Genomic DNA, 20,511 nt, shown 5'->3' on the forward strand with positions numbered 1-20,511 from the left:
ATCAGATCACCACCACGTCCAGCGGCGGAAAGCCGTTGAAGCCGACCGAGGCATAGGTCGAAGTGTAGGCGCCGCAGGAATGGATCACCACGCGGTCGCCGGCCTTCAGGCCCAGCGGCAGCTGCACCAGCTGCTTTTCGTACAGCACATCGGCGCTGTCGCAGGAGGGGCCTGCCAGCACGCAGGGGCCGGTCGGCTCGTGGTCGCGGCTGGTGGAAATCTGGTAGCGGATCGCCTCGTCCATGGTTTCGGCCAGGCCGGAGAACTTGCCGATGTCCAAATAGACCCAGCGGAACATGTCATCGGCATGCTTACGGGACACCAGCAGCACCTCCGCCGCAATCGCGCCGGCTTCGGCCACCAGGCCGCGGCCCGGCTCTGCCATCACTTCAGCGGCATCGGGGAAGCGCGCGTTCACCTGCTCCATCACCGCGCGGGCATACTCCTCGGCGCCCATCACCTCGGTCTTGTAGGAGGCCGGGAAGCCGCCGCCGATGTTCACCAGCTTCAGGTCGTGGCCGGCCGCGCGGCCCGCGGTCCAGACCTCTGCCACCTGATCCAGCACCGGCGCCCACATCAGCGGGTCGCGGGTTTGCGAGCCGACGTGGAACGACAGGCCATGCACGGTGAGGCCCAGCCCGGCGGCCGCGTCCATCAGGCTCAGCGCCATCGAAGCCGACGATCCGAACTTGCGGCTGAGCGGCCAGTCGGCGCCCGAGGCCTCGACGATCACCCGCAGGCAGACATGCGCGCCCGGTGCGAATTCCGCCAGCTTTTCCAGCTCTTCCTGGGCGTCGGCGGCAAAATGGGTGATGCCGATGTTGTGGGCAAAGGCAATGTCAGAGGGCCGTTTGATGGTGTTGCCGAAGGTGATCTGCTCAGCCCGCGCGCCGGCGGCCAGGCACATCTCGATCTCGGTGCGGCTGGCAGCGTCGAAGTTGGAACCCAGGCGCACCAGGGTTTCCAGCACTTCCGGCGCCGGGTTGGCCTTGACGGCATAGTGGATGCGCGCCCGGCCCAGGCCGCGGTCCAGCGCCTGGTACTGGCGGGCCACCGCCTGGCTGTCGATGACCAGAGTCGGCCGGTCGAAGTGGTTTTGCGCAATGTGCTGCAGGTGACGGGATACAGATACGGAATCGCGAGCAGTCTGCCCGGCTACGTGTACGTTCATGGTCATCTCCAAAAGACCCGGCCATATATGACCGCTCAGTTCAGTCAGAGACGTTACCGTCGCTACGTAACCTTAGGGGAGTAACCCCTTTCGACAGAGGCGCGTGCGTTGGCGTCTTGTCCGCCCATATCGGGCAAAGAGGTGAGTCTTTCAAGCATTATTTTTTGCGGGTCTGCCATGCACGGACCGAAGGGCTCCCGCCTGCTCCGCCGCCTTTTGACAAGGCGTCCCGCAGTTGGGCCCGGCACCGCGCCCGGCGCGGTGCCGGGCCCAAGGCCGCACGGAAGGCGTTCCGGCGCAGCCGGGGCGCCTGCGGGCGCGGGAGATCACCGCTGCGGGCTGCAAGTTCCGGCTAAGGCGCGCGGCGCGGATCGCGGCAGAGGCGCGGGGCGGCCTCTCCCGGTTCCGCGGCGCCGCAATAGCTGCAGCGCCACTGGCCCTGGGCGCGCTGCTGGCGCCAGCGGCAGTTGCGGGTCAGGCTGGTGGCGTGGCGGCGCCAGAGGAAATAGGCGAACACGCCCGCCAAAAGGACAAGCAGCAGAACAGGCATGCCCCTGTCTACGCCGCAGCAGCCTCCGGCTCAACCGGTTTGCCGCCTGCGCATCAGGCTGCCCTCAGGCAGCCTGGTAATACTCGACCACACCGTCCACGGCGCTGGGTTCTGCTGCCGCGGGCAGCGGCTCCGGGGTGTAGTAGGCAAAGGCCTGCTCCAAGGCCTCAAGCGCGGCCTGACGGGCCTTGTCTTTCGGGTCTTGCTGCAAATTCACCGGGTTCATCGGGTTGCCTCCATAGTCTGGCACGATCCTCCCTCAAGCGCCAAACTACCCCCTGCCTGCCGCGGGCGCAGCCGCCGTTTCTGCAAAGGCGCCATGCACTTGCTGCATTGCAGCAACCAAGGGTGCGCGTCACACCGTCAGCAGGTGCCCGGCCAGCCCCAGGGCAAAGCCCGCAACCGCGCCCAGTGCAGGCACGCTGCTGCGGCTGGAATGCGCCTTGGGGGCGATGTCCTGAAACAGCAGATAGAGAATGCCGCCCGCCGCAAAAACCATGATCGCCCCCAGCACCGCGTGGGCCTCTGCCAGCCAGACCAGCCCTGCCAGAGCGCAGACCGGCCCCAGCGCCGCCAGCCCGACAAAGGCCAGCAGCACATGCCAGGCCGGGCTGTCACCGCTCCAGACATCTCGGAAGGCGGCGAACCCCTCCGGCAGGTTCTGCAGGAAGATCATCAGCGCCAGCAGCCAGGCGGTGGCAGCATCCGCCACCAGCATCGCCCCCAGCGCCATCGCTTCGGGCACGTAGTCCAGCAGCATCGCCAGCAAAAGCGCGCCGCTGCCGCCGCGCTTTTGCAGCACGGTATCGGCGAGGTAGAACACGCCGCCGCCCGCGGCGAACAGCAGTACCGCCAGCACGGCAGACAGCGCTTGCGCCCCCTCCGGCACCAGCACCAGCGCCACCGCAGAGGTGAGCGCGCCGCCGCCAAAGGCCGCGACGGCGTGCAGCACCTCGTCGCGCAGCGTCGGGTTGCGGATGTGCTCGCACCAGGCAAGAAACCCGCCCAGCGGCATCGAAAGCCCGGCGAGCCCGGCTAAAAGAATGGCAAAAACATACGGTTGCATACCGGCACCCTATGGCCGCCGCAGCCGCACCTCAACCGCTTTGCGTCAGGTGTTGATACAGCTCGTCGCCTGTGCCGCCTGCGCCTCAGTGACATTCAGTCCCGGCTGCACCATGCGCAGAACCGTCGCCCCAGCCCCATGGCCCAGAAACTCCGTACGCACCCGGTATTCCCCGGTGATGCCCGCAGCCGCGATACAACCGGGGATCTTGGCGTCCGTTGCTGCCAGCTGGCCTCCGATGCGGTCGTGGTCGGTGGCTGTCATACAGCCCGCCAGCACGGTCAGCACGCCCGCGGCAAGTCCCATCAGTTTCATGCCCGAACTCCAATGCCAGCGAAAAACATACCCCCGGTTTCGCAGGAAACCGGGGGCCATGCAAATTTCATTGCGCGGGGCGGCGGATCCTTGCGGATCAGCCCTGCCGCGATCAGACGGTGCGCTCGATCATCATCTTCTTGATATGCGCAATCGCCTTGGCCGGGTTCAGGCCCTTGGGGCAGGTTTTGGCGCAGTTCATAATGGTGTGGCAGCGGTACAGCTTGAACGGGTCTTCCAGCTGGTCCAGACGCTCGGGCGTGGCTTCGTCCCGGCTGTCGATAATCCAGCGATAGGCGTGCAGCAGCGCGGCAGGCCCCAGGTAACGGTCGCCGTTCCACCAGTAGCTCGGGCAAGAGGTCGAACAGCTGGCGCACATCACGCACTCATAAAGCCCATCGAGCTTCTTGCGGTCTTCGATGGACTGCTTCCACTCTTTCGCCGGTCGGTTGGTCTTGGTCTCCAGCCAGGGCATGATCGAGGCGTGCTGCGCATAGAAATGGGTGAGGTCCGGGATCAGGTCCTTGACCACCGGCATATGCGGCAGCGGGTAGATCGCCACATCGCCCTTGATCTCATCCATGCCATAGATACAGGCCAGCGTGTTGATGCCGTCGATGTTCATCGCGCAGGAGCCGCAGATCCCCTCGCGGCAGGAGCGGCGGAAGGTCAGGGTCGGGTCGATCTCGTTCTTGATCTTGATCAGCGCGTCCAGAACCATTGGGCCGCAGCTGTCCATGTCGACGAAATAGGTGTCGACCTGCGGGTTTTTGCCGTCATCCGGGTTCCAGCGGTAGATCTTGAACTTGCGCACATTGCTGGCGCCCTCCGGCTTGGGCCAGGTTTTGCCGGTGGTGATCTTGGAGTTCTTCGGGAGGCTGAATTGAACCATGATCTGTCTCCTTAGAACGTCCGCGCCTTGGGCGCGATTTTGGCGAGGCTGATGCCGCCTTCAGCTTCGGTCGACAGCGGGTCGGTGATCACCGGGCGGTAGGACAGATCAACCTTGTTGCCCTCCACGCGGGACACGGTGTGGACACGCCAGTTCTCGTCGTCGCGGGAGGTGAAGTCCTCATGCGCGTGGGCGCCGCGGCTTTCCTTGCGGGCTTCGGCGCCCACGATGGTGGCCAGCGCGTTCGGCATCAGGTTGGTCAGCTCCAGCGTCTCCATCAGGTCGGAGTTCCAGACCAGCGAGCGGTCGGTCACCTTGAGGTCATCGAGCTTGGCCGCGATCGCGGTCATCTTCTCAACGCCTTCCGCCATGGTCTTGGAGGTGCGGAACACCGCCGCGTCGGCCTGCATGCACTTCTGCATTTCCAGCCGCAGATCCGCGGTCGGGATGCCGCCCTTGGCGTTGCGCAGGGTGTCGAACCGATCGAACGCCTTGTCGACGGAGGCCTGGTTCAGCACCGGGTTTGCCGCCTCCGGGTCCACGACCTTGCCCGCGCGGATGGCGGAGGCACGGCCAAAGACCACCAGGTCGATCAGCGAGTTGGAGCCAAGCCGGTTGGCGCCATGCACAGAGGCGCAGCCCGCCTCGCCCACGGCCATCAGGCCCGGCACCACAGCGGTCGGATCATCCGCAGTCGGGTTCAGCACTTCGCCCCAGTAGTTCGTGGGAATGCCGCCCATGTTGTAGTGCACGGTGGGCAGAACCGGGATCGGCTCCTTGGTGACATCCACGCCGGCAAAGATCTTGGCGCTTTCGGAGATGCCCGGCAGCCGTTCCGCCAGCGCCTCTGCCGGCAGGTGGGAGAGGTTCAGGTGGATATGATCGCCCTCGGCGCCCACACCGCGGCCTTCGCGGATCTCCATGGTCATGGAGCGGCTGACGTAGTCGCGCGGCGCCAGATCCTTGTACTGGGGCGCATAGCGCTCCATGAAGCGTTCGCCTTCGGAGTTGGTGAGGTAGCCGCCCTCGCCCCGCGCGCCCTCGGTGATCAGGCAGCCGGAGCCGTAGATGCCGGTCGGGTGGAACTGCACGAACTCCATGTCCTGCAGCGCCAGGCCTGCCCGCGCCACCATGCCGCCGCCGTCGCCGGTGCAGGTATGCGCCGAGGTGGCAGAGAAATACGCACGGCCGTAACCGCCGGTCGCCAGGACAACCATCTTGGCGTTGAAGACATGCATGGTGCCGTCGTCCAGCTTCCAGCAGACAACGCCCTGGCACTGCCCGTCCTCGGACATGATCAGGTCGATGGCGAAATACTCGATATAGAATTCCGCGTTGTTCTTCAGCGACTGGCCGTAAAGCGTGTGCAGGATCGCGTGGCCGGTCCGGTCAGCGGCGGCGCAGGTGCGCTGCACCGCGGGGCCTTCACCGAACTCGGTGGTGTGGCCGCCGAACGGGCGCTGATAGATCTTGCCCTCTTCGGTGCGCGAGAAGGGCACGCCGTAATGCTCCAGCTCGTAAACCGCCTTGGGAGCCTCGCGCGCGAGGTATTCCATCGCGTCGGTGTCGCCCAGCCAGTCGGAGCCCTTGACGGTGTCATACATGTGCCACTGCCAGCTGTCCGGGCCCATGTTGCCCAGGGACGCAGCGATGCCGCCCTGCGCCGCCACCGTGTGGGAGCGGGTCGGGAACACCTTGGTCACACAGGCGGTGCGCAGACCCTGTTCCGCCATGCCCAGCGTCGCACGGAGGCCAGCCCCGCCGGCGCCAACCACGACCACGTCATATTCATGTGTTTCGTATTCGTAAGCAGCCATTGATGGAAACCTCGGAGCGTTACAGGGCCAGGCGGATCAGCGCATAGGCGCTGGTCGCGGCGACGGCATAAGACAGGCATTTGACCAGGATGATCGCCAGGCGGCCTTTCAGGCCATGGACATAGTCCTCGATCATGATCTGGGCGCCGGATTTAAAGTGCATCATGCCCACCCACATGGTCAGCACGGCCACCAGTGCCGGGAACGGGCGGGAGTAATAGGCGGTGATCTCCTCGTAAGAGCCGCCCAGCGCAGAGCCGAAGGTGAAGACAAACAGCGGCACCAGGATCAGCAGCGCCACTGCGCTCACCTGCATCGACCAATGGTGCGCGGTTCCGGATTTTGCAGCGCCCATGCCAACGGCGCGTTTGCGGTCAGTCAGATATCGCATCGCGTGTGTCCTTTGAGCTTAGACGATGATAATGGTGAGGACGGTCAGAACCGCCGAGCCGATCACCACGATCCAGCCCAGCTTCTCGGCCTGCTCCAGGTCCAGCATCATGCCGTTGTCCCAGATCAGGTGCCGGATGCCGGCCAGCGTGTGATACCACAGGCCCAGCACCGACAGCGTCATCACCAGATCACCGAACCAGCTGGTCAGCAGGCCGTTGGCGGTGGCAAAGTAGTCGGCAGAGGTTGCCGCGGCCAGGAACCACCAGGCGATCAGCAGCGCGGAAACGATCAGCGCGTTGCCGGTGATCCGCGTCAGGATCGACGTCACGGAGGTCAGCTGCGGGCGATAGACCTGCAAATGCGGCGAAAGCGGGCGGTTGCCCCGATTGACATCGGCCATGTTGGCTCCTTTTCAGGTTGGCTGACGACGTTTTAGCCGATTTTTACGGCGTGTCACCCGACCGAACGGTTAAAAACAGCAGGTTTCCGTGCTGTTGGCGCTAAAACGTCACGTGTTGTGATCACAGCAAATATTTAGTGATCACAAAACACCTTTTTGGAAATCTTTTGCAGAATCACAGCCCTTTCTGCAAATCACTGCAAAGCTGCCACGGTCCCGGCATCCCTATGCGGTGCCATGGCCGTCTGCCGCGCCACCTCCCGCACCAGCTTCTTGCGGATGCGCGACGGGTAATCGGCAAAGCTGGCGGCCGTTACCACAAAAGCCCCCTCGCCGCGGATCACGTTTTCAAAGAAATAGGCGGTCAGGTCCGGCTCGCTCTGTTCGATGGCAATGGCGTTCACGGTCACACCCAGCGCAGACAGCGCGCCATGCGCCTCGCGCGGCTCGACCCCCTCGTTGGAAAACCCGTCGCCGGAAATGTCGATCACCCTGCGCGTGCACTCCGGCACCGCGGCAAACTGCTCCACCGCCAGAAACAGCGCCTCGCCCACAGCGGTGGAGTAATTGCGCCAGGGCCGCGGCGCCTGTTCGATCCGCTGCGCCAGCGCCTCGGCATCGGTAAAACTACGCACCTCGGCCCAGGGCAGCGTCACCTCCTGGCGCGACTGGCCGGACCACTGCATCAGCAGCACCCGGGCGCGCGCCTTGACCAGCGCCTCGGACACCACCCCGTCGCGCAGGCCCGCTGCCAGCCCGTCCATCTGAATGCGGTATTCCTCGGCATCGACAGAACCGGAGACGTCTACGGCCAGCACCAATGCCAGATCGCAGGCCGCTGCGCGCAGCGGCCAGAGGGAGAGCGTGGAGAATACCAGAAGCTGCAAAACCCGCATGAAGCCAGCTTAAGCGGCAATCGCACCAAGGGTCATCCCTTTTCTGTCGGCCCCCTGTTCCCCTGGCTGCAAATATCCTGGGGGTGAGCGCCAAGGGCGCGAGGGGGCAAAGCCCCCTTCCCGGTCACTTCGGCATCAAGGCCCAGTAATCCAGATCCAGCAGCACATCCGGCAGGTACTTGCCGTCTTCGCCCTTCAGCTCAAACGGCGCGCCGCCCTTGGCCGCCACCAGCCGCAGCCGGATCGCACCAACGCCCGGCGCGTTTGTGTCGGCCTTGTCCAGCACCTCCGACCAGGCCCGCACGGTCATGCCCGACAGGCAGGGGTTGGCATGCGCCCCGCCGTTCAGGCCGACGATCATCTGCGCGTTGGCGAGGCCATTGAACGACAGCGTCCGCGCCAGGGAGATCACATGACCGCCGTAGATCAGCCTTGTGCCATCGGGGCGCGCGGTATTGTCGAAATGCACCTTGGCGGTGTTCTGCCACAGGCGGGTCGCCATCATATGCTCGGCTTCCTCGATGGTGACGCCGTCCACATGGTCGATAGTCTCGCCCGCCTCGTAATCGCCCCAGCGGTGCGGTTCGCCCGCCAGGGTGAAATCGTAATTGCTGAAATCCAAGCCCGCCGGGATTGCCAGCTGCTCCGCCGGGATCACCTTGTTCAGCTCCGGGATCACCGTCTCCGGCGCCGGCGCCTCCAGGTCGCGTTTGCGCACCATGACCCAGCGCACATATTCCATCACGCATTCATCGCGCTGGTTCAGACCGCGGGTGCGCACATAGACGACGCCAGACTTGCCGTTGGAATTCTGCTTGAGGCCGATCACCTCGGATTCCGAGCGCAGCGTGTCGCCGGGATACACCGGCAACAGCCAGCGCCCCTCGGCATAGCCGAGGTTCGCCAGCGCATTAAGGGAGATGTCCGGCACCGTCTTGCCGAACACAACGTGGAAGGCCGCCAGATCATCCAGCGGCGCCGAGGGCAGACCACAGGCCCGGGCAAATTCATCCGAAGAATAGAGCGTATGGCGCGCCGGGTAGAGCGCATGATACAGCGCGCGCTCGCCGCCCGACACCGTGCGGGGCACTGCATGGCGGATCACTTCGCCGACGGTATAGTCTTCGAAAAACCGGCCCGGATTGGTCTTGGCCATCAGTGTTCTCCCAGTTTGGTCTCAGGGGTGTAGGTTCCGTCCACCTCTTTCACCACCGCCTGGCCGCAGCGCATGATCCCCTTGACGGGATCGAAGGCCTGGGTCGGGCTGCCGTGCAGCTCCCAGCCCTTGTTCAGCGCATCGGTCACCTTGTGGCAGAAGGCAGAGGTGTCGTCCTCGGACAAAAATCGGTACAGTTTCATGGTGTCCTCTCCTGCTGTGGGCTCATCCCGGAAACGGCGACGGCCCGATCAGCCCGTGGACGTAGCCGATCACCGCCAGCAGCACAATCGAGGCCAGGAAGAACATCCCGTCCTTGGCGAGCGTGCCCTTGGGACCCGGCTGCCACTCCGGCTCGGACCGGTTGATCACGATGACCTCAGCCACCGCCCAGGCCAGCAGCCCGCCGAACAGGATGATCGAGGCCAGATCGCCATTGACCAGGAGATGCGCCACCGCCCACAGCTTGAAGCCTGCCAGCATCGGATGGCGCATGCCATTGAGCAGCGCGCCTTTCTTGGGCGCCGGGCTCATCATCCAGATGGCGATCAGCACCAGCAGGTTGTTGATATGCACCATGAAGGAGGGCGGCGCCCACACGTGGATGAAGTCCATCCCGCGGTAGCCCAGCACCATCAGCACGATGCCGGCAATCAGCACCAGCGCCACCGCGCCGCGCCCGGCATTACCCATCGCGGCGCGCATGTCCGGCGCCGCACGTTTGAACAGGTGGCCGCCCCACCACAGCAGAAGTCCCAGGATCAAAAGCGCCATATCAGCCCCTCTTAGATGTTAAACTTGTTAACACCTATGCGGAAAGCGCGGCGATTGCATCCGCTTTTGCCAGGATCTCACGCGCCGTCGCCACATGCAGGTTCTCGACTATCTTGCCGTCGACCACGGCAACACCCTGGCCTGCGGCCTGCGCCTCTTCAAACGCGGCAATCTGGCGGCGGGAGGTGTCGATCTCGCGTTCGGTCGGGGCAAAGGCGGCATTGGCCACCTCCACCTGCGCCGGGTGGATCAGGGTCTTGCCGTCAAAGCCCATGTCGCGGCCCTGTGCGCATTCCGCAGCCAGCCCCTCAACGTCCTTGAAGGCATTATAGACGCCATCGACGATCACCAGCCCCTCGGCCTTGGCCGCCAGCAGGCACAGGCCGAGCCCCGCCATCATCGGCAGCCGGTCCGGGCGGTAACGGGTCTGCAGCTCCTTGGCGAGGTCATTGGTGCCCATCACCATGCCCTGCAGCTTGGGGTGCGCGGCGATGGCAGCGGCATTCAGCATCCCGCGCGGCGTCTCCATCATCGCCCACAGCGGGATGTCCCCGGTGATATCTGCCAGCGCGTCCAGATCGGCAGGGGAGTTCACCTTGGGCAGCAGAATCGCGTCGCAATCCATCTTGGCCGCCGCAACCGCATCCTCGCGGCCCCATTCGGTGTCCAGCCCGTTGATCCGCACGATCTTCATCCGCGCGCCAAAGCCGCCCGCCTCCAGCGCCTGCGCCAGGGTCGCGCGGGCATTGGGCTTTTCATCCACCGACACCGCGTCTTCCAGATCAAAGATCACCGCGTCCACCGGCAGGGTCTTGGCCTTCTCCAGGGCGCGCGGCTTGGAGCCGGGAATATACAAAACCGAACGGTAAGGGCGCGCGCGCGGGTCCATGCAAGCTCTCCTGAAGTTATTTTATTGCGTAAAGCGGTACAGATTCGATTGTATACTTTCAAGTACAATTCCGCCGCAGCGCAGCGTAAACTTCCCCGCAATCGCAGCAAGCCTCTGATAAAGCGTGTGCTTTTACGGCGCACGCTGGGTTAACCACTTATCAGCACCTGACAGGCACAGTTAAGGGTACCACGGCACAGGATCTCCGCCGCCCCTCAGGGCCGCCCCTGCTGCCCGCAGGCATGGGGCCTGCAGCACGAATTGCGTCACACACCGGCCCGCTCAGGGATACGGGGGCTGCCGTCCGGCGCCCTGCTCTGTCCGGCCGTTCCGGAAAGGGTAAAACGGGATGAAAAGGACAACACTTGCACTGCCGGCGGCCCTGGCCGCCCTGACACTGGCCGCAGCCCCCGCTGCCGCGCAAAGCCGCAACTGCGCCCCACGCGACACGGTGGTCAAACGCCTGGCGGAGAAATACGGCGAAAGCCGCCAAAGCATAGGGATGGGCCAGCAGGGCATGGTGATGGAGACCTTTGCGTCGGACGAAACCGGCAGCTGGACCATCACCGTGACCACTCCCAACGGCATGACCTGCCTGGTCGCCTCCGGCCAGTCCTATGAAGTGCTCGCAGAAGCATTGCCAAACACAGACAGCGACGTCTGAGCAGGTATTGAGGCAGGTTTCCAGGCTGCGGTGACAGCGGCCGGGGCCGCCGCGGCGGGCTGCGCCTGAAGGGGGCTTCAGGCCAGCCCGTCCCAGATCAGCTTGCTGCCGGTCACCACAAGCAGCACATAGGTCAGCGCAAAGAACCAGCGCTCCGGAATGCCGTGATGCAGCTTCACCCCCAGCCAGGCGCCGAGCAGCGCAAAGGGCGCCAGCATCAGATCCAGCATCAGCGTTTCACGTGTGAACATCCCCAGCCCGGCATAAGGCACCGCCTTGGCAATGTTGATCGCCCAGAAAATCAGCACCGTGCTGGCCTGGTATTCAGTCTTCCGCAACTTGAGGCTGAGGAGATAGACCGCGGCAGGTGGCCCGCCCGCATGGCTGACAAAGCTGGTGAAGCCCACCGCCAGCCCCGCGGCAAGACCCGCCGCGCGCGGCAGCGGCCGCGCCGCCGCGGCCCGCAGGCCCAGCCGGGCGCGCAGCTGCCACAGCACAAACCCCACCGCCACCGCGCCGATCAGCACCCGCATCGCATCAGCATCAACAAGGGTATAGAGCCACGCCCCCAGCGCCACCCCCGGCAGACCGCCCGCGATCAGCAGCAGCGCGGCGTTCAGATTCCAGCGGCCCCAGTAGGGTTTAAGCGCGGCAACATCGATCAGCATCAAAAGCGGCAGCATCAGCGCCAGCGCCATGCCCGGCTCCACCACCAATGCCAGAATCGCCGCCGATGCAAAGGCCGCGCCGGACCCGAAACCGCCCTTGGAGACGCCCGCAAAAACGACCGCAGGAATGGCAAAAACGAAAAACATCGCATCAAACGCCGCCATAGCCCGCCCCTGAAAGCCCTGAATTAAAGACCGTTTAGCGGTACCACCTCGGCATACGGAAGTATACCGCACCCTATGCCGCAGCGCAGAACCCTTGCACGGCCCGGGTTTACGCCGTAGGCATCAGGAAATTTCAACCGGACCGGAGACATTTTCCAATGGCACGACCCAAAATCGCCCTCATCGGCGCAGGTCAGATCGGCGGCACCCTCGCGCACCTCGCAGCCCTCAAGGAACTGGGCGACGTTGTTCTCTTCGACATCGCCGAAGGCATCCCCGAAGGCAAGGCGCTGGACATCGCCGAATCCGGTCCGTCGGAAGGCTTCGACGCCTCCCTCAAGGGCACCCAGTCCTATGAGGACATCGCAGGCGCCGATGTCTGCATCGTGACCGCAGGCGTGCCGCGCAAGCCGGGCATGAGCCGCGACGACCTGCTGGGCATCAACCTCAAGGTGATGAAATCGGTGGGTGAAGGCATCCGCGACCACGCGCCGGACGCCTTTGTGATCTGCATCACCAACCCGCTGGACGCGATGGTCTGGGCCTTGCGCGAATTCTCCGGCCTGCCCCACAACAAGGTCTGCGGCATGGCCGGCGTGCTGGACTCCGCCCGCTTCCGCCACTTCCTGGCCGAGGAATTCGGCGTCTCCATGAAAGACGTCACCGCCTTCGTGCTGGGCGGCCATGGCGACACCATGGTGCCGTCTGTGCGCTACTCCACCGTGGCCGGCATCCCGCTGCCCGACCTGGTCAAGATGGGCTGGACCACCCAGGACAAGCTCGACGCCATCGTGCAGCGCACCCGTGACGGCGGCGCCGAGATCGTCGGCCTGCTGAAAACCGGCTCCGCCTTCTATGCGCCGGCGACATCGGCGATCGAAATGGCCGAGGCCTACCTGAAAGACCAGAAGCGCGTGCTGCCCTGCGCCGCCTACTGCACCGGCGAAATCGGCGTCAAAGACATGTACGTGGGCGTGCCCACCGTGATCGGCGCCGGCGGCATCGAGAAGATCGTCGACATCCAGCTGACCGAAGAAGAGCAGACCATGTTCGACAACTCGGTCAATGCGGTGAAGGGTCTGGTCGAGGCCTGCAAGGGCATCGACAGCTCGCTGGCGTAAGCGCCGAAGCAACCCGGCATTCAAGGGGCCCGCGTCTGGCGGGCCCTTTTTTATTGCCGCAGCGTCCCCGGTCCGGCGGCTGACGCTTTTGGTCTATGATGCGGCGGGCACAGCCCCTGGGCCCAGCCTCGAATCACCGCCGTTAAGCCTCCGGTAAATTGTGATCACACCCCCAAAACCTGTGATCACAAAACCTGAAAATCTTCCCCATTTCCCTGCTTCCCGTCAAATAAGCCTTTAACACTTGGCTTTAACACGGCCTATTGAACGACAGACAATTGCAGCCAGACGGGACAGTTTCAGATGAACATCCACGAATATCAGGCCAAAGCCCTTCTTCGCAGCTACGGCGCGCCGGTGTCCGACGGACGCGTGGTTCTGCGGGCCGAGGAAGCCAAAACCGCCGCCGGTGAGCTCGACGGCCCGCTGTGGGTCGTGAAGGCACAGATCCATGCAGGCGGCCGCGGCAAAGGCTCCTTCAAGGAAGCCGATGCCGGCGAGAAAGGCGGCGTGCGCCTGACCAAATCGGTGGAGGAAGCTGCCGAAGAAGCCAAGAAGATGCTGGGCCGCACTCTGGTCACCCATCAGACCGGCCCCGCGGGCAAGCAGGTGAACCGCATCTACATCGAGGCCGGCTCCGGCATCGAGCGCGAGCTGTACCTGGCTCTGCTGGTGGACCGCCAGACTTCGCGCATCTCTTTTGTCTGCTCCACCGAGGGCGGCATGGACATCGAGGAAGTGGCCGCTGCGACCCCTGAAAAGATCCTGTCCTTCTCCGTGGACCCGGCCACCGGCTACCAGCCCTACCACGGCCGCCGCATCGCGTTCTCGCTGGGCCTCGAAGGCCAGCAGGTCAAGCAGTGCGTCAAGCTGATGGGCCAGCTCTACAAAGCCTTCGTCGAGAAGGACATGGAGATGCTGGAGATCAACCCGCTGATCATCGCCGATGACGGCAACCTCAAGGTGCTGGACGCCAAGGTCGGCTTTGACGGCAACGCGGTCTACCGCCACGCCGACGTGGCAGAGCTGCGCGACACCACCGAGGAAGACCCCAAAGAGCTGGAAGCCTCCAAGTACGACCTGAACTACATCGCGCTCGACGGTGAGATCGGCTGCATGGTGAACGGTGCGGGCCTGGCGATGGCCACCATGGACATCATCAAGCTCTACGGCGCGGAGCCTGCCAACTTCCTCGACGTGGGCGGCGGCGCCACCAAGGAGAAGGTGACCGAGGCGTTCAAGATCATTACCTCGGACGAAAACGTCAAAGGCATCCTCGTGAACATCTTCGGCGGCATCATGCGCTGCGACGTGATCGCCGAGGGCGTGGTTGCCGCGGTCAAGGAAGTCGGCCTGAAGGTGCCGCTGGTGGTCCGTCTCGAGGGCACCAACGTCGAGAAGGGCAAGGAGATCATCAACACCTCCGGCCTGGACGTGATCGCCGCCGACAACCTGAAAGACGGCGCCGAGAAAATCGTGAAGGCAGTGAAGGGCTAAAGGCGTGAAACCGGCCCTGCTCCTAGCAGCTCTGACGGTGGCACTGGCCGCCGGATGCGGCAGCCAAGGGCTGGGGCCGGATGCCTACGAGCTTGCCAATATCAGGGGTAGCAATATCGTGCCGAAGAGCAGCCCGACAGCCTTTGTCAAAGCTTTTGACAAATTCTGCGCCAAGGGACCGCGCGACCCGCAGTCGGCTGATCGTCTGCTGCGGGCATCCAGCTACGTGCCTTTGCCGCGGAAAGCACGAAATGACGGACGAATCTACGTGGTCGATGACAAACGACCCGCGGTTGGGCTTTCCAGTCAAGGCTGCATGGTTCAAGCCTATTCCAGAACAGGTCAGACAGAACGGGTACGTCGCTACGTCGCCGCGAATTTCCCGTCTGCGACACCGGTCACAGCGAACCTTCTAGCCCGCCACAAGCTTGAACAAGCTTGGGTCATCTCTGGCGATCAGCACGGTATCGTTGCAACCCGCCGGACACTGGATGGTGGCAACCATAGCAGCTACACGCTGCTGCTCTACCGGACTAACGGCCCCGTACAGTGGAATTCGCCCCAATGAAAGCCGCCGTCTACCTCATAGGCTTGCAGCAGGCCACCGGCCGGGCAGCGCTGATGCAGCAGGAGCTGGATCAGGCCGGGCTTTCGGCTGTGCGCATTGATGCGGTAGACAGTACCCAAGTCAGCCGCGAGGAAATGCTCAGGCAGTGCCGGCCTGAGGGCAACTGGGGCTATTTCCAGACCAAGGACATGGCCTGCACCCTCAGCCATGCCAAGGCCTGGGAGGCGTTTCTGAGATCAGATGCCGATGTGGCGCTGATCCTGGAAGATGACGTCTTTTTGTCGCCCGACACCGGTGCCTGGCTGGCGGATCTGTCCTGGTGGCCTGCAGACGCCGGCATCGTCAAGTTTGAACGCTGGCGGGCCAACAGGCTGCAGGTGGCGCTTGGCAAGGATGGTTTCACCCATCTGGGCCGCGAGGTGCGGCAGATGCTGTCCCGCCACGCCGGCGGGGCGGCTTACGTGATCTCGCGCAAGGCTGCACAGCACCTGCTGGACAGCCGCCCGTTCTGCATCACGCTCGACAACCTGCTGTTCAACTTCGACGCCTCGCTGCCTGCACGGGGCATCACCGTCTACCAGGTCCAGCCCGCATTGGCCGAACAGGGCAATGAGGCACCGGGCGAGGTTGGCGTCGGCCCGCCACGCCACCGGCCCAGGGGCTGGCCGCTGATCCGCCAGAAACTCCGGCGCGGAATCTGTGAATTCCGCGGCGGCTTCCGAATACTTCCCCATGTGGTCCTGGGGCGGGCCACCCTCGAAAAAATCCGCTTCGACGGCCAGGCACTGGCCACCCCGCAGACCCAACACACACATACCGCTTGAAGGAACCGAAACATGGCAGTCCTCATCGACGAAAACACCAAGGTCATCTGTCAGGGCTTTACTGGCTCGCAAGGCACTTTCCACTCCGAACAGGCCATCGCCTACGGCACCAAGATGGTTGGCGGCGTGACCCCCGGCAAAGGTGGCCAGACCCACCTGAACCTGCCGGTCTTCAACTCCGTGCACGAAGCCAAGCACGTGACCGAGGCCAATGCCACGGTGATCTACGTGCCGCCGCCGTTTGCCGCCGACTCGATCCTGGAAGCGATCGACGCCGAGATGGAAGTGATCGTGGCCATCACCGAGGGCATCCCGGTTCTGGACATGATGAAGGTGAAACGGGCACTGGAGAACTCCAAGTCGATCTTGATCGGCCCGAACTGCCCCGGCGTGATTACGCCCGATGCCTGCAAGATCGGCATTATGCCCGGCCACATCCACAAGCGCGGCACCGTCGGGGTTGTATCGCGCTCCGGCACGCTTACCTACGAGGCCGTGAAACAGACAACCGACGTTGGCCTGGGCCAGTCCACCTGCGTCGGCATCGGCGGCGACCCGATCAAGGGCACAGAGCATATCGACGTCTTGGAATGGTTCCTGGCGGATGACGAAACCGAGAGCATCATCATGATCGGCGAAATCGGCGGCTCTGCCGAGGAAGAGGCCGCGCAGTTCCTGGCCGATGAGGCCAAGAAGGGCCGCAAGAAGCCGGTTGCAGGCTTCATTGCCGGCCGCACCGCCCCTCCGGGCCGCCGCATGGGCCACGCGGGCGCGATTGTCGCCGGCGGCAAGGGCGGCGCCGAGGACAAGATCGAAGCGATGAAATCCGCAGGCATCGTGGTCGCCGAAAGCCCGGCCGGCCTGGGTGAAGCGGTGCTGAAAGCGATCGGCAAGTAAGATGTCCTGGTTGCGCGTTCCTCAAAAGAAAAACACCCGCCAATCGGCGAGTGAGGAGGAATGCGCACTCCATTCCGCAGGTGACCCTTTTTGGGTCGCAGCATCATTGGCTCGCAGAATAGCAAACTCCCATCCTGCGAGTTCATTCCGCGAATTGCCTGTAGAAGATCTTCAAGAAGCCGGGTTTACGCGTGACGACGACCCCGTTTGGCAGGCAATTATGAGGGACGCGGTCTACTATGCAGACGAGCATTTGCTGCCGAATGTCCGTGGAAGATTGCTAAAGGACATCACCGACGAGAACAATCCCAGCTCACACCGGACGCGGAAGTCGAATCCGACGGAAGGCAATGCAACGTCACGACAGTTCCTCAGTGATTTTGAAGACCCGGGCAGTTCGCTATGGCGGGACAAATGTGGCAAGACACTTGCTCTGTTGAAGCCCAATACTGAGCGAACTGTCTCCGGTGAGGCTTTTGCATGGGTAATTTCTTTGCATGACTATTCCAGTTCGGAAACCCGAAACAATGCTGAGAAACTGGAAACCTTCGGGCTCGCATCCTCTTTGTCAGATACTGAAGCGAACTCAGTTTCGGACTGCATTCTGTTAACGGAGGGCAACTCCTGCCACGGAGAAAAGATGCTGTTTGGGCGAATGACAAAGGGATTACCCCGAGAGCACTCCAATGTTGCAATGAAAGCCGCCGCCTTCGGAGATCCCTCCGGATATTATCAAAGCATCAATTCACTGCCATCATTGTTCGTGTGGGTTGAGCACAACTATATCGCAGCTTGAAAAGACCGCCAGTCTGTAAAGGCCGAATGACATGACCGATCAAAGCCCCAACGACCTCTTCCACGCCTCCTCTTTCATGCAGGGGCACAATGCGGAGTATCTGGAGCAGCTCTATGCCCAGTACGCCAATGATCCGAACGCGGTGGATGCCGCCTGGGCGGAGTTTTTCCGCCAGATGGGCGATGCCGAGCTGGACGTGAAGGCCGAGGCCACCGGCCCCTCCTGGGCGCGCAAGGACTGGCCGCCGGCACTGGATGATGATCTGACCGGCGCGCTGACCGGTGAATGGCCGGCCCCGGCCGAAGCCAAGGGCGCGGGCAAGAAGATCCGCGACAAGGCCGCCGCCAAGGGTGTTGAGCTGACCGACGATCAGGTGCAGCGCGCGGTGCTGGATTCGATCCGCGCCCTGATGCTGATCCGCGCCTACCGGATCCGCGGCCATCTGGCGGCAGACCTCGACCCGCTGGGCATGCGCGCCGCCACCCCGCACCCCGAGCTGGACCCGAAATCCTACGGCTTCACCGGCGCCGACATGGACCGGCCGATCTTCATCGACAACGTGCTGGGCCTGCAGGTCGCGACCATGCGCCAGATCGTCGAGATCGTGAAGCGCACCTACTGCGGAACCTTCGCGCTGCAGTACATGCACATCTCCGACCCCGAGCAATCCGCCTGGCTGAAGGAGCGGATCGAGGGCTACGACAAGGAAATCACCTTCACCCGCGAAGGCCGCAAGGCAATCCTCAACAAGATGGTCGAGGCCGAGGGCTTCGAGAAGTTCCTGCACGTCAAATACACCGGCACCAAGCGGTTCGGCCTGGATGGCGGCGAGAGCCTGATTCCGGCGATGGAGCAGATCATCAAGCGCGGCGGCGCCCTTGGCGTCCGCGACATCGTCATCGGCATGCCGCACCGCGGCCGCCTGTCGGTGCTCGCCAATGTGATGCAGAAGCCCTACCGCGCCATTTTCAACGAATTCCAGGGCGGCAGCTTCAAGCCCGAGGACGTGGACGGCTCCGGCGACGTGAAATACCACCTCGGCGCCTCCTCCGACCGGGAATTCGACGGCAACAGCGTGCACCTCAGCCTGACCGCCAACCCCTCGCACCTGGAGGCGGTGAACCCGGTGGTGCTGGGCAAGGTCCGCGCCAAGCAGGACCAGCTGGGCGACGGCGAGCGCACCCAGGTGCTGCCGATCCTGTTGCACGGCGATGCCGCCTTTGCCGGCCAGGGCGTGGTGGCGGAATGCTTCGCGCTGTCCGGCCTGCGCGGCCACCGCACCGGCGGCACCATGCATATCGTGGTGAACAACCAGATCGGTTTCACCACCGCACCGCATTTCTCGCGCTCCTCCCCCTACCCCACCGACAACGCGCTGGTGGTTGAGGCGCCGATCTTCCACGTGAACGGCGACGACCCGGAGGCAGTGGTGCACGCCGCCAAGGTGGCCACCGAATTCCGCCAGAAGTTCCACAAGGATGTGGTCATCGACATCTTCTGCTACCGCCGCTTCGGTCACAACGAAGGCGACGAGCCGATGTTCACCAACCCTTTGATGTACAAGAAGATCAAGGGCCACAAGACCACCCTGACGCTCTACACCGACCGGCTGGTCAAGGACGGGCTGATCCCCGAGGGCGAGATCGAGGACATGAAGGCCGCCTTCCAGGCCCATCTGAACGAGGAATTCGAGGCCGGCAAGGATTATAAGCCCAACAAGGCCGACTGGCTGGACGGGCGCTGGTCGCACCTCAACAAAAAAGACGCCGACTACCAGCGCGGCAGCACCGCCATTGCGCCGGAAACCATGGCCGAAATCGGCACCTCCCTCAGCCGGGTGCCGGACGGCTTCCCGCTGCACCGCACGGTGGGCCGCTTCCTGGACGCCCGCGGCAAGATGTTCGAGACCGGCGAAGGCTTTGACTGGGCCACCGGCGAGGCGCTGGCCTTCGGCTCGCTGCTGCTGGAAGGCTACCCGGTGCGCCTGGCGGGCCAGGACGCCACCCGCGGCACCTTCTCGCAGCGCCATTCCGGCATCGTCGACCAGGAGACCGAGGAACGCTACTACCCGCTCAACAACATCCGCGCGGGCCAGTCCCAGTACGAGGTGATCGACTCGGCGCTGAGCGAATACGCGGTGCTGGGCTTTGAGTACGGCTACTCGCTGGCCGAACCCAACGCGCTGACCCTGTGGGAAGCCCAGTTCGGCGATTTTGCCAACGGCGCCCAGATCATGTTCGACCAGTTCATTTCGTCCGGCGAGTCCAAATGGCTGCGGATGTCGGGCCTGGTCTGCCTGCTGCCGCACGGGTTCGAGGGCCAGGGGCCGGAGCACTCCTCCGCCCGCCTCGAACGCTTCCTGCAGATGTGCGGCCAGGACAACTGGATCGTCGCCAACTGCACCACGCCGGCGAACTATTTCCACATCCTGCGCCGCCAGCTGCACCGCACCTTCCGCAAGCCGCTGATCCTGGTGACCCCGAAATCGCTGCTGCGCCACAAGCTGGCGGTCAGCAGCACCGAGGACTTCACCACCGGCTCCAGCTTCCACCGGGTGCTGTGGGATGACGCGCAGAAGGGCAACTCCGACACCCAGCTGGTTGCGGACTCCAAGATCAAGCGCGTCGTGATGTGCTCGGGCAAAGTCTATTACGACTTGCTGGAAGAACGCGACGCCCGTGGCATCGACGATATCTACCTGATGCGGGTGGAGCAGTTCTACCCGTTCCCGGCGATCTCGATGGTGAAGGAGCTGGAACGCTTCAAGGGGGCCGAGATGATCTGGTGCCAGGAAGAACCCAAGAACCAGGGGGCCTGGACCTTCATCGAGCCCAACATCGAATGGGTGCTGACCCGGATCGGCGCCAAGCACACAAGGCCGATCTACGTTGGCCGCGCCACCTCGGCCTCGCCTGCAACCGGCCTGGCCAGCGAACACAAAGCCCAACAAGCAGCCCTCGTGAACGAAGCGCTGAGCATCTGAGGATAAAGA

23 protein-coding genes are annotated in these 20,511 nt (G+C 63.7%); 8 read left to right on the forward strand and 15 right to left on the reverse strand.

The genetic code is table 11. The features are described 5' to 3' along the window. Nucleotide 1: 1 nt before the first annotated feature. The 14 genes from R2C4_RS13560 to R2C4_RS13625 form a co-directional block, all read right to left on the reverse strand. Nucleotides 2-1,171 (reverse strand): type III PLP-dependent enzyme, encoded by a 1,170-nt coding sequence (locus tag R2C4_RS13560; protein WP_208764493.1) that lies wholly within the window; start codon nucleotides 1,169-1,171, stop codon nucleotides 2-4. A gap of 352 nt (nucleotides 1,172-1,523) precedes the next feature. After that, nucleotides 1,524-1,721, reverse strand: coding sequence for a hypothetical protein (locus R2C4_RS13565; RefSeq protein ID WP_141891051.1), 198 nt, complete (start codon nucleotides 1,719-1,721; stop codon nucleotides 1,524-1,526). Between the two features lie 64 nt (nucleotides 1,722-1,785). Continuing rightward, a complete protein-coding gene (locus R2C4_RS13570; RefSeq protein ID WP_141891052.1) occupies nucleotides 1,786-1,971 on the reverse strand; it encodes a hypothetical protein in 186 nt (61 codons plus the stop codon). A gap of 105 nt (nucleotides 1,972-2,076) precedes the next feature. Further along, complete coding sequence (locus R2C4_RS13575; protein WP_141891053.1) at nucleotides 2,077-2,787, reverse strand: ZIP family metal transporter; 711 nt, start codon at nucleotides 2,785-2,787, stop codon at nucleotides 2,077-2,079. A gap of 45 nt (nucleotides 2,788-2,832) precedes the next feature. Beyond that, complete coding sequence (locus R2C4_RS13580) at nucleotides 2,833-3,102, reverse strand: hypothetical protein (RefSeq protein ID WP_141891054.1); 270 nt, start codon at nucleotides 3,100-3,102, stop codon at nucleotides 2,833-2,835. 112 nt (nucleotides 3,103-3,214) lie between these two features. Further along, on the reverse strand, nucleotides 3,215-3,994 hold the full coding sequence (locus tag R2C4_RS13585) for a succinate dehydrogenase iron-sulfur subunit (RefSeq protein ID WP_058285199.1): 780 nt from the start codon (nucleotides 3,992-3,994) through the stop codon (nucleotides 3,215-3,217). Between the two features lie 11 nt (nucleotides 3,995-4,005). Beyond that, entirely contained in the window at nucleotides 4,006-5,811 is a 1,806-nt protein-coding gene (sdhA, locus tag R2C4_RS13590) for a succinate dehydrogenase flavoprotein subunit (protein ID WP_141891055.1), read from the reverse strand. Nucleotides 5,812-5,830: 19 nt separating this feature from the next. Continuing rightward, on the reverse strand, nucleotides 5,831-6,202 hold the full coding sequence (gene sdhD / locus R2C4_RS13595; RefSeq protein WP_058285197.1) for a succinate dehydrogenase, hydrophobic membrane anchor protein: 372 nt from the start codon (nucleotides 6,200-6,202) through the stop codon (nucleotides 5,831-5,833). 18 nt (nucleotides 6,203-6,220) lie between these two features. Further along, nucleotides 6,221-6,604, reverse strand: coding sequence for a succinate dehydrogenase, cytochrome b556 subunit (gene sdhC / locus R2C4_RS13600; protein ID WP_058285196.1), 384 nt, complete (start codon nucleotides 6,602-6,604; stop codon nucleotides 6,221-6,223). 194 nt (nucleotides 6,605-6,798) lie between these two features. Further along, nucleotides 6,799-7,500: a DUF1194 domain-containing protein gene (locus tag R2C4_RS13605; RefSeq protein WP_141891056.1), complete on the reverse strand. Its 702-nt coding sequence runs from the start codon at nucleotides 7,498-7,500 to the stop codon at nucleotides 6,799-6,801. A 124-nt stretch (nucleotides 7,501-7,624) separates the two neighbouring features. After that, entirely contained in the window at nucleotides 7,625-8,656 is a 1,032-nt protein-coding gene (locus R2C4_RS13610) for a MaoC family dehydratase (protein ID WP_141891057.1), read from the reverse strand. Beyond that, the gene (locus R2C4_RS13615; RefSeq protein WP_019297062.1) at nucleotides 8,656-8,859 is read right to left on the reverse strand and encodes a DUF1737 domain-containing protein; all 204 of its coding nucleotides are present in this window, start codon (nucleotides 8,857-8,859) and stop codon (nucleotides 8,656-8,658) included. Before R2C4_RS13615 ends, R2C4_RS13610 begins: the two co-directional genes overlap by 1 nt. Nucleotides 8,860-8,881: 22 nt before the next feature. Beyond that, the gene (locus tag R2C4_RS13620; protein ID WP_141891058.1) at nucleotides 8,882-9,430 is read right to left on the reverse strand and encodes an NnrU family protein; all 549 of its coding nucleotides are present in this window, start codon (nucleotides 9,428-9,430) and stop codon (nucleotides 8,882-8,884) included. 34 nt (nucleotides 9,431-9,464) lie between these two features. Further along, nucleotides 9,465-10,319: an HpcH/HpaI aldolase/citrate lyase family protein gene (locus R2C4_RS13625; RefSeq protein WP_141891059.1), complete on the reverse strand. Its 855-nt coding sequence runs from the start codon at nucleotides 10,317-10,319 to the stop codon at nucleotides 9,465-9,467. A gap of 349 nt (nucleotides 10,320-10,668) precedes the next feature. On the opposite strand from R2C4_RS13625, the gene R2C4_RS13630 reads away from it, so the two are divergent. Next, entirely contained in the window at nucleotides 10,669-10,983 is a 315-nt protein-coding gene (locus R2C4_RS13630; RefSeq protein ID WP_058285191.1) for a hypothetical protein, read from the forward strand. A 77-nt stretch (nucleotides 10,984-11,060) separates the two neighbouring features. On the opposite strand, the gene R2C4_RS13635 is transcribed toward R2C4_RS13630, so the two are convergent. Next, on the reverse strand, nucleotides 11,061-11,816 hold the full coding sequence (locus tag R2C4_RS13635; protein WP_141891060.1) for a sulfite exporter TauE/SafE family protein: 756 nt from the start codon (nucleotides 11,814-11,816) through the stop codon (nucleotides 11,061-11,063). 158 nt (nucleotides 11,817-11,974) lie between these two features. On the opposite strand from R2C4_RS13635, the gene mdh reads away from it, so the two are divergent. From mdh to R2C4_RS13670, 7 genes are all read left to right on the forward strand, one after another. After that, entirely contained in the window at nucleotides 11,975-12,937 is a 963-nt protein-coding gene (gene mdh, locus R2C4_RS13640; protein ID WP_008557495.1) for a malate dehydrogenase, read from the forward strand. Between the two features lie 303 nt (nucleotides 12,938-13,240). Then, nucleotides 13,241-14,434 (forward strand): ADP-forming succinate--CoA ligase subunit beta, encoded by a 1,194-nt coding sequence (sucC, locus tag R2C4_RS13645; protein ID WP_141891061.1) that lies wholly within the window; start codon nucleotides 13,241-13,243, stop codon nucleotides 14,432-14,434. A 37-nt stretch (nucleotides 14,435-14,471) separates the two neighbouring features. After that, nucleotides 14,472-15,002 (forward strand): hypothetical protein, encoded by a 531-nt coding sequence (locus R2C4_RS13650; RefSeq protein ID WP_141891062.1) that lies wholly within the window; start codon nucleotides 14,472-14,474, stop codon nucleotides 15,000-15,002. Next, on the forward strand, nucleotides 14,999-15,826 hold the full coding sequence (locus tag R2C4_RS13655; protein ID WP_141891063.1) for a glycosyltransferase family 25 protein: 828 nt from the start codon (nucleotides 14,999-15,001) through the stop codon (nucleotides 15,824-15,826). The genes R2C4_RS13650 and R2C4_RS13655 overlap by 4 nt, the downstream gene beginning before the upstream one ends. A gap of 12 nt (nucleotides 15,827-15,838) precedes the next feature. Further along, a complete protein-coding gene (gene sucD / locus R2C4_RS13660) occupies nucleotides 15,839-16,723 on the forward strand; it encodes a succinate--CoA ligase subunit alpha (protein ID WP_141891064.1) in 885 nt (294 codons plus the stop codon). A 1-nt stretch (nucleotide 16,724) separates the two neighbouring features. Continuing rightward, nucleotides 16,725-17,519: a hypothetical protein gene (locus tag R2C4_RS13665; protein ID WP_141891065.1), complete on the forward strand. Its 795-nt coding sequence runs from the start codon at nucleotides 16,725-16,727 to the stop codon at nucleotides 17,517-17,519. Nucleotides 17,520-17,550: 31 nt separating this feature from the next. Next, nucleotides 17,551-20,502 carry a 2-oxoglutarate dehydrogenase E1 component gene (locus R2C4_RS13670; RefSeq protein ID WP_141891066.1) on the forward strand — a complete coding sequence of 984 codons (2,952 nt, stop codon included), beginning with the start codon at nucleotides 17,551-17,553 and terminating at the stop codon, nucleotides 20,500-20,502. The last annotated feature ends 9 nt before the right edge of the window (nucleotides 20,503-20,511 follow it).

It is taken from the genome of Leisingera aquaemixtae (assembly GCF_006740765.1).
Taxonomy (GTDB): domain Bacteria; phylum Pseudomonadota; class Alphaproteobacteria; order Rhodobacterales; family Rhodobacteraceae; genus Leisingera; species Leisingera aquaemixtae.

Excerpts from the sequence above, each read along its gene's own strand:
- R2C4_RS13560 (WP_208764493.1), bottom strand. The coding sequence starts at position 1,171 with ATGAACGTACACGTAGCCGGGCAGACTGCTCGCGATTCCGTATCTGTA.
- R2C4_RS13565 (WP_141891051.1), bottom strand. The coding sequence starts at position 1,721 with ATGCCTGTTCTGCTGCTTGTCCTTTTGGCGGGCGTGTTCGCCTATTTC.
- R2C4_RS13575 (WP_141891053.1), bottom strand. The coding sequence starts at position 2,787 with ATGCAACCGTATGTTTTTGCCATTCTTTTAGCCGGGCTCGCCGGGCTT.
- R2C4_RS13580 (WP_141891054.1), bottom strand. The coding sequence starts at position 3,102 with ATGAAACTGATGGGACTTGCCGCGGGCGTGCTGACCGTGCTGGCGGGC.
- R2C4_RS13585 (WP_058285199.1), bottom strand. The coding sequence starts at position 3,994 with ATGGTTCAATTCAGCCTCCCGAAGAACTCCAAGATCACCACCGGCAAA.
- sdhA (WP_141891055.1), bottom strand. The coding sequence starts at position 5,811 with ATGGCTGCTTACGAATACGAAACACATGAATATGACGTGGTCGTGGTT.
- sdhD (WP_058285197.1), bottom strand. The coding sequence starts at position 6,202 with ATGCGATATCTGACTGACCGCAAACGCGCCGTTGGCATGGGCGCTGCA.
- sdhC (WP_058285196.1), bottom strand. The coding sequence starts at position 6,604 with ATGGCCGATGTCAATCGGGGCAACCGCCCGCTTTCGCCGCATTTGCAG.
- R2C4_RS13605 (WP_141891056.1), bottom strand. The coding sequence starts at position 7,500 with ATGCGGGTTTTGCAGCTTCTGGTATTCTCCACGCTCTCCCTCTGGCCG.
- R2C4_RS13610 (WP_141891057.1), bottom strand. The coding sequence starts at position 8,656 with ATGGCCAAGACCAATCCGGGCCGGTTTTTCGAAGACTATACCGTCGGC.
- R2C4_RS13615 (WP_019297062.1), bottom strand. The coding sequence starts at position 8,859 with ATGAAACTGTACCGATTTTTGTCCGAGGACGACACCTCTGCCTTCTGC.
- R2C4_RS13620 (WP_141891058.1), bottom strand. The coding sequence starts at position 9,430 with ATGGCGCTTTTGATCCTGGGACTTCTGCTGTGGTGGGGCGGCCACCTG.
- R2C4_RS13625 (WP_141891059.1), bottom strand. The coding sequence starts at position 10,319 with ATGGACCCGCGCGCGCGCCCTTACCGTTCGGTTTTGTATATTCCCGGC.
- R2C4_RS13630 (WP_058285191.1), top strand. The coding sequence starts at position 10,669 with ATGAAAAGGACAACACTTGCACTGCCGGCGGCCCTGGCCGCCCTGACA.
- R2C4_RS13635 (WP_141891060.1), bottom strand. The coding sequence starts at position 11,816 with ATGGCGGCGTTTGATGCGATGTTTTTCGTTTTTGCCATTCCTGCGGTC.
- mdh (WP_008557495.1), top strand. The coding sequence starts at position 11,975 with ATGGCACGACCCAAAATCGCCCTCATCGGCGCAGGTCAGATCGGCGGC.
- sucC (WP_141891061.1), top strand. The coding sequence starts at position 13,241 with ATGAACATCCACGAATATCAGGCCAAAGCCCTTCTTCGCAGCTACGGC.
- R2C4_RS13655 (WP_141891063.1), top strand. The coding sequence starts at position 14,999 with ATGAAAGCCGCCGTCTACCTCATAGGCTTGCAGCAGGCCACCGGCCGG.
- sucD (WP_141891064.1), top strand. The coding sequence starts at position 15,839 with ATGGCAGTCCTCATCGACGAAAACACCAAGGTCATCTGTCAGGGCTTT.
- R2C4_RS13665 (WP_141891065.1), top strand. The coding sequence starts at position 16,725 with ATGTCCTGGTTGCGCGTTCCTCAAAAGAAAAACACCCGCCAATCGGCG.
- R2C4_RS13670 (WP_141891066.1), top strand. The coding sequence starts at position 17,551 with ATGACCGATCAAAGCCCCAACGACCTCTTCCACGCCTCCTCTTTCATG.